Origin of the sequence: Streptomyces sp. NPDC093094, assembly GCF_044754345.1 — a bacterium.
Taxonomy (GTDB): Bacteria; Actinomycetota; Actinomycetes; order Streptomycetales; family Streptomycetaceae; genus Streptomyces.
Window position 1 is genome coordinate 590178 of the sequence record NZ_JBIVOX010000001.1, and the last position, 16062, is coordinate 606239.

The 16062-nt window shown below is 74.2% G+C and carries 14 protein-coding genes; 10 read left to right on the forward strand and 4 right to left on the reverse strand.

Annotated features, from left to right (window positions below; genetic code table 11):
• Window positions 1-22 precede the first annotated feature (22 nt).
• Both ACIQGV_RS02245 and ACIQGV_RS02250 read right to left on the reverse strand, forming a co-directional pair.
• The gene (locus tag ACIQGV_RS02245) at window positions 23-1582 is read right to left on the reverse strand and encodes an alpha/beta hydrolase (protein ID WP_402489159.1); all 1560 of its coding nucleotides are present in this window, start codon (window positions 1580-1582) and stop codon (window positions 23-25) included.
• Between the two features lie 136 nt (window positions 1583-1718).
• Complete coding sequence (locus tag ACIQGV_RS02250; RefSeq protein ID WP_402489161.1) at window positions 1719-2759, reverse strand: Rv2578c family radical SAM protein; 1041 nt, start codon at window positions 2757-2759, stop codon at window positions 1719-1721.
• A 133-nt stretch (window positions 2760-2892) separates the two neighbouring features.
• Between ACIQGV_RS02250 and ACIQGV_RS02255 the strand changes: the two genes are divergently transcribed.
• From ACIQGV_RS02255 to ACIQGV_RS02295, 9 genes are all read left to right on the forward strand, one after another.
• Window positions 2893-3336 carry an SRPBCC family protein gene (locus ACIQGV_RS02255; protein WP_402489512.1) on the forward strand — a complete coding sequence of 148 codons (444 nt, stop codon included), beginning with the start codon at window positions 2893-2895 and terminating at the stop codon, window positions 3334-3336.
• A 322-nt stretch (window positions 3337-3658) separates the two neighbouring features.
• Window positions 3659-6136, forward strand: a complete 2478-nt coding sequence (locus ACIQGV_RS02260) for a SpoIIE family protein phosphatase (protein ID WP_402489164.1) — start codon at window positions 3659-3661, stop codon at window positions 6134-6136.
• Between the two features lie 130 nt (window positions 6137-6266).
• Entirely contained in the window at window positions 6267-6992 is a 726-nt protein-coding gene (locus ACIQGV_RS02265) for a class I SAM-dependent methyltransferase (protein ID WP_402489167.1), read from the forward strand.
• 98 nt (window positions 6993-7090) lie between these two features.
• A complete protein-coding gene (locus tag ACIQGV_RS02270) occupies window positions 7091-7924 on the forward strand; it encodes a M55 family metallopeptidase (RefSeq protein ID WP_402489169.1) in 834 nt (277 codons plus the stop codon).
• Window positions 7917-9221, forward strand: coding sequence for a M20/M25/M40 family metallo-hydrolase (locus ACIQGV_RS02275; RefSeq protein ID WP_402489172.1), 1305 nt, complete (start codon window positions 7917-7919; stop codon window positions 9219-9221). The genes ACIQGV_RS02270 and ACIQGV_RS02275 overlap by 8 nt, the downstream gene beginning before the upstream one ends.
• A 5-nt stretch (window positions 9222-9226) precedes the next feature.
• The gene (locus ACIQGV_RS02280) at window positions 9227-11191 is read left to right on the forward strand and encodes a prolyl oligopeptidase family serine peptidase (protein ID WP_402489514.1); all 1965 of its coding nucleotides are present in this window, start codon (window positions 9227-9229) and stop codon (window positions 11189-11191) included.
• Window positions 11188-12117, forward strand: a complete 930-nt coding sequence (locus tag ACIQGV_RS02285) for an LD-carboxypeptidase (protein WP_402489175.1) — start codon at window positions 11188-11190, stop codon at window positions 12115-12117. Before ACIQGV_RS02280 ends, ACIQGV_RS02285 begins: the two co-directional genes overlap by 4 nt.
• Before the next feature lie 76 nt (window positions 12118-12193).
• Complete coding sequence (locus ACIQGV_RS02290; protein WP_402489178.1) at window positions 12194-12445, forward strand: lipopolysaccharide assembly protein LapA domain-containing protein; 252 nt, start codon at window positions 12194-12196, stop codon at window positions 12443-12445.
• 44 nt (window positions 12446-12489) lie between these two features.
• A complete protein-coding gene (locus ACIQGV_RS02295; RefSeq protein ID WP_402489180.1) occupies window positions 12490-13041 on the forward strand; it encodes a GNAT family N-acetyltransferase in 552 nt (183 codons plus the stop codon).
• Here the strand turns inward: ACIQGV_RS02295 and ACIQGV_RS02300 are convergent.
• Window positions 13013-13360 (reverse strand): DUF6204 family protein, encoded by a 348-nt coding sequence (locus ACIQGV_RS02300; protein ID WP_402489183.1) that lies wholly within the window; start codon window positions 13358-13360, stop codon window positions 13013-13015. The genes ACIQGV_RS02295 and ACIQGV_RS02300 overlap by 29 nt on opposite strands.
• 169 nt (window positions 13361-13529) lie before the next feature.
• Here ACIQGV_RS02300 and ACIQGV_RS02305 point away from each other — a divergent pair, with 169 nt between their 5' ends.
• On the forward strand, window positions 13530-15503 hold the full coding sequence (locus ACIQGV_RS02305) for a DUF5107 domain-containing protein (RefSeq protein WP_402489186.1): 1974 nt from the start codon (window positions 13530-13532) through the stop codon (window positions 15501-15503).
• Here the strand turns inward: ACIQGV_RS02305 and ACIQGV_RS02310 are convergent.
• Entirely contained in the window at window positions 15464-16051 is a 588-nt protein-coding gene (locus ACIQGV_RS02310; RefSeq protein ID WP_402489188.1) for a hypothetical protein, read from the reverse strand. The two genes, ACIQGV_RS02305 and ACIQGV_RS02310, sit on opposite strands and share 40 nt — an antisense overlap.
• Window positions 16052-16062: the final 11 nt, after the last annotated feature.

Consider the following 16062-nt stretch of genomic DNA (forward strand, 5'->3'; position numbering starts at 1 on the left):
CTCCCGCCGCGGAAGAACGGCGTCAGCCGCGGAACCCGAGCAGGCCGTGCAGCACGGTGCCGCGCGAGGGGGTGGACCTGGCGCCCGCCGGCCCGGGGTCCGGGAGCGCCTCGCACACCGCGTCCGCCTCGCCGGAGCCGCGGGGCACGGTGCCGTCGGTGAGGTAGGCGTTCAGATGCCGGTCCAGACAGGCGTTCCCGCTCAGGGTGACGCCGTGGTTCCCGCCGCCCTCCTCGACCACCAGGCTGGAACCGCGCAGCAGGGTGTGCGTGAGGACGCCGCCGTGGAACGGCGTGGCCGCGTCGTCGGTCGCCTGGAACAGCAGCACCGGGGGCAGTTCGGCGTTGGCGACGTTGCGCGGCAGCATCGGCGGAACCGGCCAGAACGCACAGGGCGCGTTGTACCAGGCGTTGTTCCAGGTCATGAACGGCGCCTTCTCGTACGCGGCCCAGTTGTCCGCGCGCCAGGTCGCCCAGCTGCGCGGCCAGGGCGCGTCCCGGCACTGCACCGCGGTGTACACGCTGTAGCCGTTCTGGCCGGCCGCGTCGACCGCGGCGAACGACTCGTACGCGGCGACCAGCGGAGCGGAGTCCCCGGTCCTGGCGTACGCGGCGAACGCCTCGGCGAGATAGGGCCAGTAGCCGTTGTAGTAGCCGCCCGGCATGAAGGTGTCCTCCAGCTCGGCCGGACCCACCTTGCCGTCCGCCGGCTCCTCGGCCAGCGCGGCCCGCATCGCGTACCACTTCTCCTCGACCCCGGCCGGGTCCGTGCCCAGCCGGTAGGTGCCGTCGTGCTTCGCGACCCAGGCCAGGAAGGCGCGGTGGCGGTCGTTGAAGGCGTGGTCCTGGGCGAGGTTGTCGTCGTACCAGACGCCGGTCGGGTCGACGACCGAGTCCAGCACGAAGCGGCGCACCCGGTCCGGGTGGAGCCTGCCGTAGACGGCGCCGAGATAGGTGCCGTACGAGTAGCCGAAGTAGTTGAGGCTGTCCGAGCCGAGCGCCTCGCGGATGCTGTCCATGTCCCGCACCGTGGCGAGGGTGTTGATGTGCGGCAGCACGTCCGCGTACTTCGTGGCGCAGGCGTCGGCGAACGCGCGGGCGCGCGCCAGGCCGGCCTGCTCGACGGCGGGGGTGACGGGGACCGAGTCGGGGCGCACCGGGTTGAAGTGACCGGGCAGGCAGTTCAGCGCGGGCTTGCTCTTGCCGACACCGCGCGGGTCGAAGCCGATCACGTCGTACTGGGCCGCCACCGACGCGGGGAGCGCGGAGGCGATGAACCCGGCGAGCTTCAGTCCGCTGCCGCCCGGGCCGCCGGGGTTGACCAGCAGCGGACCCTGGTACGTCTTCGCGGTGTGCGGGACACGGGACAGCGCGAGGGTGATCTTCTTTCCCCGCGGGTCCGCGTGGTCCAGGGGCACTTCCAGGGAAGCGCACTGCAGCTTCGGGTAGGCGGTGATGCCGCACGTCTTCCAGGCGGGCTTCGGGGCCGCGCCGCCGGGGCCGCTCGCCTCGGCGGGCACGGCGGTGAACGACCCGGCCAGGACGGCGGCGGCGCCGCACAGCACGGCTGCGCGTTTTTTCATGGGGTCCTTCCGGAGCGGAGGGCGACCGGACCGCGAGGGTCACGGTCCTCGCCGCATCGTCCCTGAAAGGGCGCCCGGAAGAACGTGTTCTGGCCGCACTTGACCCGATTGGGTAGTCACATGCCCTCGGATGCGCTCACAGCAGCGTGAGTTGGGTCGGTCCGGACGTCGCGCCGGGCTTCGGCGGCCCGGCCGGGCGGACGCGGCGGGGCGGACCGGGGCGCGTGGGTCCGATGCCGTACTCCTGGGCCAGTTCGTGCACCTGGCCGGTGATCCGGCGCTGGTACCACGTGGGGGCGTAGGCGCCGTCGGCGTACAGCCGCTCGTAGCGGCGCACCAGGTGAGGGTGGTGCCGGCCGAGCCAGCTCATGAACCACTCCCGGGCGCCGGGGCGCAGATGCAGCACCAGCGGGGTCACCGAGGTCGCCCCGCAGGCCGCGATCGCCCGTACGGTGTCGCGAAGTTGGGCCGGCCGGTCGCCGAGGAAGGGGACGACCGGGGCCATCAGCACCCCGCAGCCGATGCCGCGGCCGGCGAGGGCGCGTACGACGTCCAGGCGGTGCTCCGGGGCCGGTGCGCCCGGCTCCACGGTCCGCCACAGCTCGTGGTCGGTGAAGCCGACCGACACCGAGATGCCGACGTCGGTGACCTCGGCCGCCTGCGCCAGCAGATCGAGGTCCCGCAGGATCAGTGTGCCCTTGGTGAGGACGGAGAACGGGTTCGCGCGGTCGCGCAGGGCGGCGATGATGCCCGGCATCAGCCGGTAGCGGCCCTCGGCCCGCTGGTAGCAGTCCACGTCGGTGCCCATGGCCACGTGCTCGCCCTGCCAGCGCCGGGAGGCGAGCTGGCGGCGCATCAGCTCGGGGGCGTTGACCTTCACCACGATCTGGGTGTCGAAGCCGACGCCGGTGTCCAGGTCCAGACGGCTGTGGGTCCTGCGGGCGAAGCAGTAGACGCAGGCGTGCGAGCACCCGCGGTACGGGTTCACCGTCCATTCGAACGGCATCCGGGAGGCACCGGGCACCCGGTTCAGGACCGAGCGGGCCCGGACCTCGTGGAACGTGATCCCCCGGAGCCCCGGCTCGTCGAAGGTGCGGGTGGTCACCGCGCCGGCGCCGAACAGGGCGGCGCCGGCGCGGCGGTGCTCGGCGGACTCGGTGAGGTTCTCCCCGCGCATGACGCCTCCTCGGTGGCACTGGGCTCAGAATAGAACATGTGTTCGCATGATCGTGCGACCCCGATTTGGGCGGCCGGGCGGCGGGGTGGTTGGCTTGCCCCAACCCCGAGTACTGAAGGTCCTGGAGGAAGCAATGGCGCAGGTCGAGGCCACCACCGAGCGGGTCGTCGCGGCGGACCCCGAGACGGTGTTCGACACCCTCGCGGACTACAGCGGCAGCCGCGCGAAGCTGCTGTCCGAGCACTTCAGCGAGTACGAGGTGCGCGAGGGCGGCGACGGCGAGGGCACCCTCGTCCACTGGAAGCTCCAGGCCACCAGCAAGCGGGTGCGCGACTGCCTCCTGGAGGTGACCGAGCCCACCGACGGTGAGCTGGTCGAGAAGGACCGCAACTCCTCCATGGTCACCGTCTGGCGCGTCACCCCGGCCGGCGAGGGCAGGTCCCGGGTCGTCGTCACCACCACCTGGACCGGCGCCGGCGGCATCGGCGGCTTCTTCGAGCGGACCTTCGCCCCCAAGGGCCTCGGCCGGATCTACGACGCCGTGCTCGCGCGGCTCGCCACCGAGGTGGAGAAGTAGGGCCCGGGACCGGGAGGCCGCCGGCCCCCTCACCGGCACGGACGGCATCGCGAGCCGGCCGGGTCGCGGGCGGCGGCCGTACGGAACGGGAGCCCCGGCCGGCGCAAGGCCGGGGCGCGAGGCCGGGGCGCGAAGTCCGAACGCGTGGCCCGGACGCGGGGCCGGGGCGCGGGGCCTGAACGCGCGGCCTGAACGCGCCGGGGCGCACGCGGGGGCACGCGGTGCCGCCAATTCCCGCATTGCCGCACATCGGCCCGGACCGGAGCCGTACCGTGGTGCGGGGACAGATCTTGCGGAGGCTTGCGGAGAGAGGGCTTGGGCCATGGACCGTGGCACCGACCGGACAGCACCTCCCAGCCGCCCGACCGGGCCCGGCGCGGAGGCCGGCCCCGTGCCGGGGCCCGTGACCGGGCGGATACCGCTGGCCGTCGTGGTCGTCGACCGTGAGGGCCTCGTCTCGCACTGGAGCAGCGGTGCGCGACGGCTGTTCGGCGCCTCCAGGGAATCGGCGGTCGGCCTGCCCGCGACGGATCTGCTGCCCGTCTCCGGCGCCCTGCCCGGGGCCGCGGAACCCTCCCCCTACGGGGCCTACGACACCTACGACGGACTCGGCCCGGACCTGGAGTCCTCGCTGGGCGGCGGGCTCTCCTACCCGGCGGCCGGGAGCGCCCGGCTCGATGTGCCCGGACGTGACCGGGCCGAGGTGCTGTGGTGGGCCTACCCGCTGGTGGGACCCGGTGCCGAGCGGCTCCTGGTGCTCGCCGCGGACGCGGCCGGGCTGCGTCCCGAGACGCCCGGCGGGCCGGGCCGCACGGTCGAGCGCATCACGCCCGGCTTCGCCCTGCACACCGACTTCCCCGGCTCCGGGGAACTCGCCCGCAGGCTGCCCGAGATCCTGCCCAGCATGAGCGTCGACGAGAGCGCCCGCATCGTCGCCCAGGTGCTCGAACTGGGCTACCCCGTGCTGGAGTTCAGCCAGAACGACCGGGTGCCCGTCACCCCCGACTGGGGCGTGCCCCGGCGTGCCGAGCGCAAGGCGCGCCGCGAGCTGCTGGCCCGGGCCGCGGCGGCGGGCGAGCCGCTGCCCGCCGGACGGGCCGAGGACGACAGGGAGGACCTGGAGCACGCCGCCGTGCGCGAGCGGCTGGAGTTCCTCAACGAGGTCAGCGGGAGGATCGGCACCTCGCTCGACCTCTCCCGGACCATCGTCGAGGTCAGCAGAGCCGTCGTGCCGCGCTTCACCGACGTCGCCGGGACCTATCTGCGCGAACAGGTCGTCGCCGGCGAGGGGTTCCCCGAGGGCGTGCCCGACACCACCACCCTGTGGCACCGGGTGGCCCTGGAGCACACCGACGAGCCCGGCCGCTGGGACGACGTCGTACCGGTCGGCGAGGCCATGCCGTTCCCGGCGCACACCCCGTTCTTCCAGTGCATGACCACCGGCGAGCCCGTCCTCGTGCCGCGGATCAGCGAGCAGATGGGCCATGCCATCGCCTCGCAGTTCGAGAAGCGCGACATCCGGCCGCTGATCACCGGCCGGTCCATGCTGGTCGTCCCGCTCAAGGCACGCAGTGTCGTCCTCGGCTTCATGATTCTGCTGCGCCACCCCGAGCGGGCCGAGTTCAACGACATGGACCGGGTCACCGGCGCCGAACTCGCCGCCCGCGCGGGCCTCGTGCTCGACAACGCGCGCATGTACACCTACCAGGAGAGCGTCGCCGAGACCCTCCAGGACAGCATGCTGCCGCACATCCCGGCACGCCGGGCCGGCTGCGACATCGCCACCCGCTATCTGCCCGGCGTCCTCCTCGGCCGGGTCGGCGGCGACTGGTTCGACTCGGTCAAACTGCCCGGCGCGCGTACCGCGTTCGTCGTCGGCGACGTGATGGGCCACGGCCTGAACTCGGCCGCGATGATGGGCCAGCTCAGGACCGCGGTGCAGACCATGGCCGCGCTCGACCTGCCGCCCGCGCAGCTGCTGCGCAATCTCGACGACCTCGCCCAGCGCCTCGGCGACACCTACCTGGCCACCTGTCTCTACGCCGTCTACGACCCGATCGGGGGCGAACTGCACCTGGCCAACGCCGGGCACATCCCGCCGGTGGTCGTGCGGGCCGAGGACGGGCGCAGCGAACTGCTCGACCTGCCGACGGGAGCGCCCATCGGCGTCGGCGGGGTGCCCTTCGAGGCCGTACGCGTGCGGGTGGAGCCCGGCGACCGGCTGGTGATGTGCACCGACGGACTGGTGGAGATGCGCGGCGAGGACATCGGGGTGGGCCTGGCGACGCTCTGCGAGTCCGCCGCGCACCCGGCCGCGTCCATGGACCACGCCTGCGACACCATCATCCGGGCCCTGAACACCCGGGGCGGCCGCAAGGACGACGTGGCGCTGCTGATGGCCCGGCTGAACGGCATCGAACCCGGCGACGTCGCCCGGTGGCGTCTTCCCCTGGACCCGGCCGAGGTGCCCCGGGCCCGGGCCGTGGTCCGCGAGCAGCTGCACGTGTGGGGGCTCGCCGCACTGACGGACACCGCCGAGCTGCTGGTGGGCGAGCTGGTCACCAACGCCGTACGGCACTCGCGCACCCACCCCGTCGAACTGCGCCTGGTGCGCGGCGACACGCTGCTGTGCGAGGTGGACGACGACCACCACGACCTGCCGACCCTGCTGAGCGCGGGACCCTCCGACGAGACCGGGCGCGGTCTGCGCGTGGTGTCCACGCTCGCGCGGGAGTGGGGCACCAGCCGTACGGCCGCGGGCAAGACGGTGTGGTTCGAGCTCACCCTGCCCCGGCGCTGACCGGGCGCGCACATCCGCCGGACGAGCGGTGAAGGAACGCGCCGTGTGCTTGTCGGCACGACCGGGGGGCGGTAGACCCGTACTCGCCCGTCGCACTCGGCGGATCGGTGTCGTACCTGGGGGGTTGGGCATGAGCGTGACGAGTCGGTACCGCGACGCGTGGGAGGGTTTCTGGAGGGAGACGTCCGGCGAACCGCAGGCGGTGTTCTGGGACGCGGAGCCGTCCCTGACCGCCGCCCGGCACCTGGCCCTCTTCGAGCCCCTCCTGTCGGACCCCGCCCTGCCGCTCGTCGACCTGGGCTGCGGCAACGGCACCCAGACCCGTTTCCTCGCCGACCGCTTCGCCCGGGTGATCGGCGTCGAGCTGTCCGCCGCGGCCCTGGAGCACGCCCGCCGCGCCGACCCGGCCGGACAGGCGGTGTACCGGGAGCTCGACGCCACCGACAAGACCGAGGCCGAGACGCTGCACGCGGAGCTGGGTGACGCCAACGTCTACATGCGCGGGGTGCTGCACCAGTGCGAGCCCGACGACCGCCGGCCGCTGGCCGACACGCTGGCCACGCTGGCCGGTACCCGCGGGCGCGTCTTCCTCGTCGAGCCGTCCGAGGCCGCCGGGGCCGTGCTGCGCGACCTGGCCCGGCGCCCGGTCGGACCGCCCGCCAAGCTCGCCCCGGTCCTGCGCCACGGCATCGCCCCCGGCGAGGTCGCCGACGCGGCGGTCCCCGAGCTGCTGGCCGCTGCCGGTCTCACCGTCCTCGCGGGCGGCGGTCTGCCGCTGGTCACCACCGAGTACACCGCCGACGGCGCCCGGATCGAGCTGCCGTCCATATGGCTGATGGCGGGCCGTGCGGCCTGATCCGGGCCCGCTCGCGGGAAGACGTACGGTGGGAAACCGGTCAGGGCGGAAAAACCGTGTCCTGGCCGGTTTCCGTATCTCCGCGTAACGTGCGCATCATGAAGATCCTGATCAGCGCCGACATGGAGGGCGCCACCGGGGTGACCTGGCCCGCGGACGTGCTGCCGGGCACCCCGCAGTGGGAGCGGTGCCGCTCGATGTTCACCTCGGACGTGAACGCCGCGGTGCTCGGCTTCCTCGACGGCGGCGCCGACGAGGTCCTCGTCAACGAGGCGCACTGGAGCATGCGCAATCTGCTGCTGGAGCAGCTGGACGAGCGGGCGCAGATGCTGACCGGCCGGCACAAGGCGCTGTCCATGGTCGAGGGCGTCCAGCACGGCGACGTCGACGGGATCGCGTTCATCGGCTACCACACGGGTGCGGGGATGGAGGGCGTCCTCGCGCACACCTACCTCGCCAACCAGCTCACGGGTGTCTGGCTGGACGGCGTCCGGGCCAGCGAGGGCCTGCTGAACGCCCATGTCGTCGCCGAGTACGGGGTGCCGGTCGTGCTGGTCACCGGGGACGACCTGGCCTGCGAGGACGCGCTCGGCTACGCCCCCGAGGCGCTGAAGGTCGCGGTGAAGGACCATGTGTCGCGGTACGCGGCGGTCTGCCGCACCCCCGCGCGCACCGCGGCCGACATCCGGGCGGCCGCGAAGGAGGCGGCGGCGCTCGCCGTGCGGCACGAGCCGGTCTCCGCCGGGCCGCACACGATCGCGCTGGAGTTCGACGCCGAGCACCTGGCGATGGCCGCGACCGTCGTACCGGGGGTGGCCCGGACCGGGGAGCGCAAGGTCGCCTACACCAGCGCCACCATGTTCGAGGGGATCCGCACCTTCAAGGCGGTCACCACCGTCGTCTCGGCCGCAGTGGAGGAGCAGTATGGCTGACGAGCGGGCACTGGACGAGGTCGTCCGGTTCACCTCCGACCTCATCCGCATCGACACCACCAACCGGGGCGGCGGTGACTGCCAGGAGCGGCCCGCCGCCGAGTACGCGGCCGCGGCGCTCGCCGAGGCGGGCCTGGACCCCGTCATGCTGGAGCGCACCAAGGGCCGGACCAACGTCGTGGCCCGGCTGGCGGGCACCGACCCGTCGGCCGACGCGCTGCTGGTGCACGGCCATCTCGACGTGGTGCCGGCCGAGGCCGCCGACTGGAGCGTGCACCCGTTCTCCGGCGAGGTCCGCGACGGCGTCGTCTGGGGCCGCGGCGCGGTCGACATGAAGAACATGGACGCGATGATCCTCGCGGTCGTACGGTCCTGGGCCCGCGAGGGCGTACGGCCCCGGCGCGACCTCGTCATCGCGTTCACCGCGGACGAGGAGGCCAGCGCCGAGGACGGCTCGGGCTTCCTGGCCGACAAGCACGCGGAGCTGTTCGAGGGCTGCACCGAGGGCGTCAGCGAGTCCGGCGCGTTCACCTTCCACGACGGCTCCGGACGGCAGATCTACCCGATCGCGGCCGGTGAGCGCGGCACGGGCTGGCTGAAGCTGACCGCGCGCGGCCGCGCCGGACACGGTTCCAAGGTCAACCGGGAGAACGCGGTGACCAGGCTCGCCGCCGCGGTCGCCCGGATCGGCGCGCACGAGTGGCCGCTCAGGCTCACCCCGACCGTGCGGGCCGCGCTCACCGAACTCGCCGCGCTGTACGGCATCGACGCGGACCTCGACGACGTGGACGGGCTGCTGGCCGAGCTGGGCCCGGCCGCCAAGCTGGTCGAGGCGACCGTGCGCAACAGCAGCAACCCGACCATGCTGGACGCCGGCTACAAGATCAACGTCATCCCGGGCGAGGCGGCCGCCTTCGTCGACGGCCGCTTCCTGCCGGGCGGCGAGGAGGAGTTCCGGACCACGCTCGACAAGCTGACCGGCCCGGACGTGGACTGGGAGTTCCAGCACCGGGAGGTCGCCCTCCAGGCACCCGTGGACGCGCCGGTCTTCGCGCGGATGCGGGCCGCGGTGGAGGAGTTCGCGCCCGAGGGGCATGTGGTGCCGTACTGCATGTCCGGCGGCACGGACGCCAAGCAGTTCTCGCGTCTGGGCATCACCGGCTACGGCTTCGCGCCGCTGAAGCTGCCGGAGGGTTTCGACTACCAGGCGCTGTTCCACGGGGTCGACGAGCGGGTTCCGGTCGAGGCGCTGCACTTCGGTGTCCGCGTCCTGGACCGCTTCCTGCGGACGGCGTGAGCGAAGTGGGGGACGACGTGCGGACGCTGGCCTACGGGTCCTGGCCCTCGCCCATCGACGCGGCCCTCGCGGCCGCCCACGACGGGCATCCCGAGTACGCGGGCTTCGTCGGCGACGAGGCGTGGTGGACCGAACCCCGCCCCGCCGAGGGCGGCCGCCGCACCCTGGTGCGCCGCCACGCCGACGGCCGCGAGGAGCAGGTGCTGCCCGCGCCGTGGAACGTGCGCAGCAGGGTCGTCGAGTACGGCGGACAGCCCTGGGCGGGCGCCGAGGCGGACGGCCGCCCCCTGGTGGTGTTCGTGCACTTCGCCGACCAGCGGCTCTATCGCTGGGAGCCCGGCGCGGAGCCCGTCCCGCTCACCCCGGTGTCCGAGGTGGGCGGCGGACTGCGCTGGGCGGACCCGGTGCTGCCGCCCGGCCGCGGCGAGGTGTGGTGCGTGCTGGAGGAGTTCACCGGCGACGGACCCGGCGACGTGCGCCGTGTGCCGGTCGCCGTGCCGCTGGACGGCTCCGCCGCCGCATCCCGTGACGCCGTGCGGGAACTCGCCGCCGAGCGGCACCGGTTCGTCACCGGCCCCAGGCTCTCGCCCGACGGGCGGCGCGCGGCGTGGCTCGGCTGGGACCATCCGCGCATGCCGTGGGACGGCACCGAACTGCTGCTCGCCGACGTCCTGCCCGACGGCACCCTCGGCACACCCCGGGTGGTGGCCGGCGGCCCCGAGGAGTCCGTCTGCCAGGCCGACTTCGCCGCCGACGGCGCCCTGCTGTACGCGAGCGACCGCACCGGCTGGTGGAACATCTACCGCGACGGCGAGCCCCTGTGCCCGCGCGAGGAGGAGTTCGGCGGGCCGCTGTGGAAGATCGGCCACCGCTGGTTCGCCCCGCTGCCGAGCGGGCTGATCGCCGTTGTGCACGGCCGCGGCGCCACCGCGCTCGGCGTGCTCGACCCCGAGACGGGCGAGGTCGTCGACGCGGCCGGGCCGTGGACCGAGTTCGCGCCCACCCTGGCCGTGCACGGCGAACGCGTCGTCGCCGTCGGCGCCAGTCCGCGCACCGCCTACGAGGTCGTCGAGCTGGACACCCGCACCGGGCACGCCCGGGTCGTCGGAGCCCCGCACGACGACGCCGTCGACCCGGTCCACTACCCCGAGCCGCAGATCCGCACCTTCACCGGGCCCGACGGCCGGGACATCCACGCCCACGTCTACCCGCCGCACAATCCGGCCTGCACGGCACCCGACGCCGAGCTGCCGCCGTACGTCGTCTGGGCGCACGGCGGACCCACCGGACGCTCCCCGCTGGTGCTCGACCTGGAGATCGCCTACTTCACCTCGCGCGGCATCGGCGTCGCCGAGGTGAACTACGGCGGTTCGGCCGGGTACGGACGCGCGTACCGCAACCGGCTGCGCGAGCAGTGGGGCGTGGTCGACGTCGAGGACTGCGCCGCCGTCGCGCTGGCCCTCGCCGAGGAGGGCACCGCCGACCGGTCCCGGCTGGCGGTCCGGGGCGGCAGCGCGGGTGGCTGGACCACCGCCGCCTCCCTCGCCACGACCGACGTGTACGCCTGCGGCACCGTCATCTACCCGGTGCTGGACCTGGCCGGCTGGGCGTCCGGGGAGACCCACGACTTCGAGTCGCACTATCTGGAGACGCTGGTCGGCCCGTACGCCGAGGTGCCCGCACGGTACGCGGAACGTTCCCCCACCGAGCACGCCGACCGGATCACCGCGCCCTTCCTGCTGCTCCAGGGCCTGGACGACGTGATCTGCCCGCCCGCCCAGAGCGAGCGGTTCCTGGCCCGCATGGAGGGCCGGGGAGTGCCGCACGCGTACATCGCCTTCGAGGGGGAGGGCCACGGCTTCCGGCGTGCCGACACCATGGTCCGCGCCCTGGAGGCGGAACTGTCCCTGTACGCGCAGGTGTTCGGGCTCCGTGTGCCCGGCGTCCCGAAGCTGGAGCTGGCCGGATGAAGGAACTGCGGCGCCCCGCGCGCCTCGCCCCCGGAGCCCGCGTCGCCGTCGTCGCGCCCAGCGGGCCTGTGCCCGAGGAGCGTCTGGAGGCGGGCCTGGACCTGCTGCGCGGCTGGGACCTCGAACCCGTCGTGGCCCCCCATGTCCTGGACCGGCACGCCGAGTTCGACTACCTGGCGGGCGCCGACGCCGACCGGGCCGCCGACCTCCAGGCCGCCTGGTGCGACCCGTCGGTCGACGCCGTGCTGTGCGCCCGCGGCGGCTACGGGGTGCAGCGCATGGCGGACCTGCTGGACTGGGACGCGATGCGGGCGGCCGGGCCGAAGGTGTTCGTCGGCTTCAGCGACATCACCGCGCTCCACGAGGCGTTCGCCGTCCGGCTCGGCCTGGTCACCCTGCACGGGCCCATGGCGGCGGGCGTCGACCTGCTGAAGAACGCGCGCGCCCAGGAACATCTGAGGACCACGCTGTTCGCTCCGCAGACCGTCACCACCGTCACCGCGCCGGACAGCAGGGCCATGGTCGCGGGCCGCGCCCGCGGTGTGCTGTTCGGCGGGTGCCTGTGCCTGCTCGCCGCCGAGGCGGGCACCCCGCACGCGCGCCCCTCCGCGGCGGGCGGCCTGCTGTGCCTGGAGGACGTCGGGGAGGAGACGTACCGGCTCGACCGCTACCTCACCCAGCTCCTGCGCGCGGGCGGGCTGGACGGGGTGAGCGGGGTGCTGCTCGGCTCCTGGGAGCAGTGCGAGGACTACGAGGGCAGACTGCGGCCGCTGCTGGCCGACCGGCTCGGCGGGCTCGGGGTGCCCGTCGTGGAGAACTTCGGTTTCGGGCACTGCGACGGCGCGCTGACGATCCCCTTCGGCGTCGCCGCCGAGCTGGACGCGGAGGCGGGCACGCTGACCCTGGACGCACCGGCCCTGCGCTGAGGCCGCGCCCGGCCCCGCCCCGCCCGCGGGATGCGCTCACCGCGCGTGACCTGCGGGAGAGGCGCACCCTGGGGGTATGAGCCCGAAGCTGACCGACAGCGGCAAGAGCACCACGAAGGAAGGCGGGCGCGGCGGGGTCATGACCCCCGGCCGGTGGTTCGTCCTCGCCCTCGGCGTCCTCGGCCTGATCTTCATCTTCGAGAACACCCAGAGCACCGAGATCCGGCTGCTGATCCCCGTGGTCACCATGCCCCTGTGGGTGGCGCTGCTGATCACGATGATCATCGGCGTGCTGTGCGGGGCCTTCCTCGCCAGGCGCCGGCGCTGAGGCGTCCCGGACCGCCGGCGCCGGGTGCGGCATAGGCTGGGCGGATGCCGCACACCGCATCACGCTTCCTCGCCGAGGGCCCCCGGGTGGGCGTACGCCACTTCACCCGGGCCGACGGCGAGGAGTTCACCGCCCGGGCCCGGGAGAGCAAGGACCTCCACCACCCCTGGCTGTTCCCGCCGGACAGCGCCGAGGCGTACGCCGGCTACGCGGACCGTCTCATCGAGGACCCGGCCCGCGCGGGCTTCCTGGTGTGCCGCAAGGACGACGGCGCGATCGCCGGGTTCATCAACATCAACAACATCGTCCACGGCGCGTTCCGGTGCGGTGCCCTCGGCTACGGCGTCTTCGCGCACGCCGCGGGGCAGGGGCTGATGCGCGAGGCCCTCGGCCTGGTCGTCGGCCACGCCTTCGGGCCGATGCAGCTGCACCGCCTGGAGATCAACGTCCAGCCCGGCAACACCGCGTCCATCGCCCTCGCCCGTTCCTGCGGCTTCCGCCTGGAGGGCTTCTCACCGGCCATGCTCTTCGTCGACGGGGCCTGGCGCGATCACGAGCGCTGGGCGCTCATCGCCGGGCGGCCGGCTTGTGATTGATCTTCATGGTGTCCAGGTCGGTGACGGTCGACCGCAGCACGCCGAAGCCGCAGCCCAGACCCCGCAGCACCGTCTCCGCCCGGTCCTCGGCGATCGCCGCCGCCATGTCCTCGCCGTCCGCCGCGTCGGACACCACCACGAACCGCATCGAGAAGTGCTTCAGCGGCGCCCGCTCGTAGGAGAGGGTCCCCTCCTGCGTGAAGCGCATGCTCGCCAGGCCGTGCTCGTCGGCCTCGGCCAGCAGGCGGGCCCGCGCCTCCTCGGTGAGCCCTTCCCAGGTGCCCCGTACGATCACCCGGTAGGTGTGCTGCTCCGCCACGTCCGTCTCCTCGGTGCACTGCGTCGAAGAGCCCGACTGTACGCCGCCGGGCCCGGACCGCACGCGGAATATCGCGGCGGCGAGGCCGCGGCCGCCCTCCGGTGCGCGGCCGCCTTTGCCCAATCCTGACCGGCAGCTCCTCTGGCCGGTTGCCCGGCGGCCGGGTTCCATGGTGATCGTGACGACGATCCGACGCGCGCGAGTGACCCTGCCCGCGGCCGAGTTGGGCCCGGACAACCCCCTGCCCCCGCTGCGGACCCTGGACGAGGTGCACCGCATCGAGGACCGTGACAAGGAGGACCTGCCCCGCGACATGGCCCGGCAGATCGGGTACGGGCCGCTGCACGGGCTGCTGCCGCTGCGGGTCCGCGACGGCTACGGACGGCACCGCGCACCGAGGGAGTTCGACGCCCTCGTCCTGGAGAACGACCGTCTGGAGGTCACCGTCCTGCCCGGGCTCGGCGGCCGGATCGCGTCCCTGCTCCACAAGCCCTCGGGACGGGAACTCCTCTACCGCAACCCGGTGTTCCAGCCCGCCGACTTCGCCCTCAACGGCGCCTGGTACTCCGGCGGCATCGAGTGGAACATCGGCGCCACCGGCCACACCACCCTGTCCTGCGCACCCCTGCACGCCGCCCGCGTCCCCGCCCCCGACGGCGGTCCGATGCTGCGGCTGTGGGAGTGGGAACGGCTGCGCGACCTGCCCTTCCAGGTCGACCTCTGGCTCCCCGACGGCTCCGACTTCCTCCACGTCGGCGTCCGCGTCCGCAACCCGCACGAGCGGCCGGTCCCCGCCTACTGGTGGTCCAACACCGCCGTGCCGGAGGAGCGCAGAGTGCTCGCCCCGGCCGAGGACGCCTATCACTTCGGCTACGAACGCCGCCTGCGCAAGGTGCCCGTGCCCGAGCACGACGGCGTCGACCGCACCTACCCGCTGAACAGCGGCCACGCCGCCGACTGGTTCTACGACGTCCCCGACGGGCGGCGCCGCTGGATCGCGGCCCTGGACGCCGAGGGGCACGGGCTGGCGCAGACGTCGACCGACGTCCTGCGCGGCCGCAAGCTGTTCGTCTGGGGCTCCGGCACCGGCGGACGGCGCTGGCAGGAGTGGCTCACCGAGCCCGGCACCGGAGGCTACTGCGAGATCCAGGCCGGGCTCGCCCGCACCCAGCTGGAGCATGTGCGGCTGGAGGCGGAGAGCGAGATCAGCTGGCTGGAGGCGTACGGGCCGCTGGACTGCGCCCCCGGCCGGCCCGGCGAGGACTGGGCGGACGTCGTCGACGCGGCCGAGGCCCGTCTGGAGGAGGTCCTCCCGCGCGCGGACGTCGAGGCCGCGTACACCGCCTGGCGGGGCCACGCCGACACCGAGCCCGCCGAGATCCTGTCCGCCGGCTCCGGCTGGGGCGCGCTGGAGGTGCTGCGCACGGGCTGGAAACTGCCCGGGACGCCCTTCGCGGAGTCCACCCTCGGCGAGGCACAGGCGCCGTGGCGGGAGCTGCTGCGCACCGGCTCCCTGCCCGGGGCGCCGTCCGTCCTGCCGCCCGGCGAGACGCTCGTCGCCCCGGCGTGGCGGGACATGCTGGAGACGGCGCCCGCCACACCGCTCGCCGAGTACCACCTGGGCATCGCCCAGTGGCACGGGGGAGACCGGGCACAGGCCGTCCGCAGCTGGGAGCGGGCGCTGCGGCACGCTCCGCAGCGATGGCCCGCCCTGCGGTGTCTCGCCGTCGCCGACGAGGAGGCGGGACACCGGACCCGGGCCGCCGAACGGTACGCGGAGGCGTTCGGCGACCTGTGCGCCCGGCGCGGGCCCGGAGAGCCGTGGGTCTTCGCCGCGGCCGCCCTCGGGCGTGAGGCGATCACCGCCCTGCTCGCCGCCGGGCGGGTGCGCGAGGCACGCGGTGTCTGGGACCGGCTGGACACCGGGACACGGGCCCGGGGCCGGTTCCGGCTGATCGAGGCGACGCTGCTGTGCGCGGAGGGCCGGCCGGAGCGGGCCCGGGCCGTCTTCGACGCGGGCTTCGAGGTGGCCGACCTGAGGGAGGGGGCGGAGGACATCGGCCGGCTGTGGTCACGGCTCACGGACGAGCCGCTGCCCGAGCGCTACGACTTCCGCATGCGGCCGAAGACCGAGGACCGCTGAGACCGGCACCCCGAGAAGAGGCACGGGGGACGGGAAGGGGCGCGGGGGACGGAAGGGGGCGCGGGGGACCGCACGACCGGCCCGGCAGGGCCGGTCCGGCAGGCGGCGGCCTGCCGTACGGCGGCGGCCTGCCGTACGGCGGCGGCCTGCCGTACGGCGGTGGCCTGCCGTACGGCGGTGGCCTGCCGTACGGCGGCGGCCTGCCGGGCGGTGACGGCCTGCCGGGCGGTGACGGCCTGCCGCACGGTGACGGTCCGGCGGGCGGTGACGGTCTGCCGTACGGCGACGGTCCGGCGGACGGTGACGGTCCGGCGGGCGGTGACGGTCTGCCGTACGGCGACGGTCCGGCGGACGGTGACGGTCCGGCGGGAGGTGACGGTCTGCCGTACGGCGACGGTCCGGCGGACGGTGACGGTCCGGCGGGAGGTGACGGTCTGCCGTACGGCGACGGCCTGCCGGGCGGTGACGGTCCGGCGGGAGGTGACAGCTCGGCGGGCGGCGGTGGGTCCGCGCGGCGGGTGGGTCCGGCCGCGGGCACCGGCGGACACACCGCGTTACG

Excerpts from the sequence above, each read along its gene's own strand:
- ACIQGV_RS02245 (WP_402489159.1), bottom strand. The coding sequence starts at position 1,582 with ATGAAAAAACGCGCAGCCGTGCTGTGCGGCGCCGCCGCCGTCCTGGCC.
- ACIQGV_RS02250 (WP_402489161.1), bottom strand. The coding sequence starts at position 2,759 with ATGCGCGGGGAGAACCTCACCGAGTCCGCCGAGCACCGCCGCGCCGGC.
- ACIQGV_RS02255 (WP_402489512.1), top strand. The coding sequence starts at position 2,893 with ATGGCGCAGGTCGAGGCCACCACCGAGCGGGTCGTCGCGGCGGACCCC.
- ACIQGV_RS02260 (WP_402489164.1), top strand. The coding sequence starts at position 3,659 with ATGGACCGTGGCACCGACCGGACAGCACCTCCCAGCCGCCCGACCGGG.
- ACIQGV_RS02265 (WP_402489167.1), top strand. The coding sequence starts at position 6,267 with ATGAGCGTGACGAGTCGGTACCGCGACGCGTGGGAGGGTTTCTGGAGG.
- ACIQGV_RS02270 (WP_402489169.1), top strand. The coding sequence starts at position 7,091 with ATGAAGATCCTGATCAGCGCCGACATGGAGGGCGCCACCGGGGTGACC.
- ACIQGV_RS02275 (WP_402489172.1), top strand. The coding sequence starts at position 7,917 with ATGGCTGACGAGCGGGCACTGGACGAGGTCGTCCGGTTCACCTCCGAC.
- ACIQGV_RS02285 (WP_402489175.1), top strand. The coding sequence starts at position 11,188 with ATGAAGGAACTGCGGCGCCCCGCGCGCCTCGCCCCCGGAGCCCGCGTC.
- ACIQGV_RS02290 (WP_402489178.1), top strand. The coding sequence starts at position 12,194 with ATGAGCCCGAAGCTGACCGACAGCGGCAAGAGCACCACGAAGGAAGGC.
- ACIQGV_RS02295 (WP_402489180.1), top strand. The coding sequence starts at position 12,490 with ATGCCGCACACCGCATCACGCTTCCTCGCCGAGGGCCCCCGGGTGGGC.
- ACIQGV_RS02305 (WP_402489186.1), top strand. The coding sequence starts at position 13,530 with ATGGTGATCGTGACGACGATCCGACGCGCGCGAGTGACCCTGCCCGCG.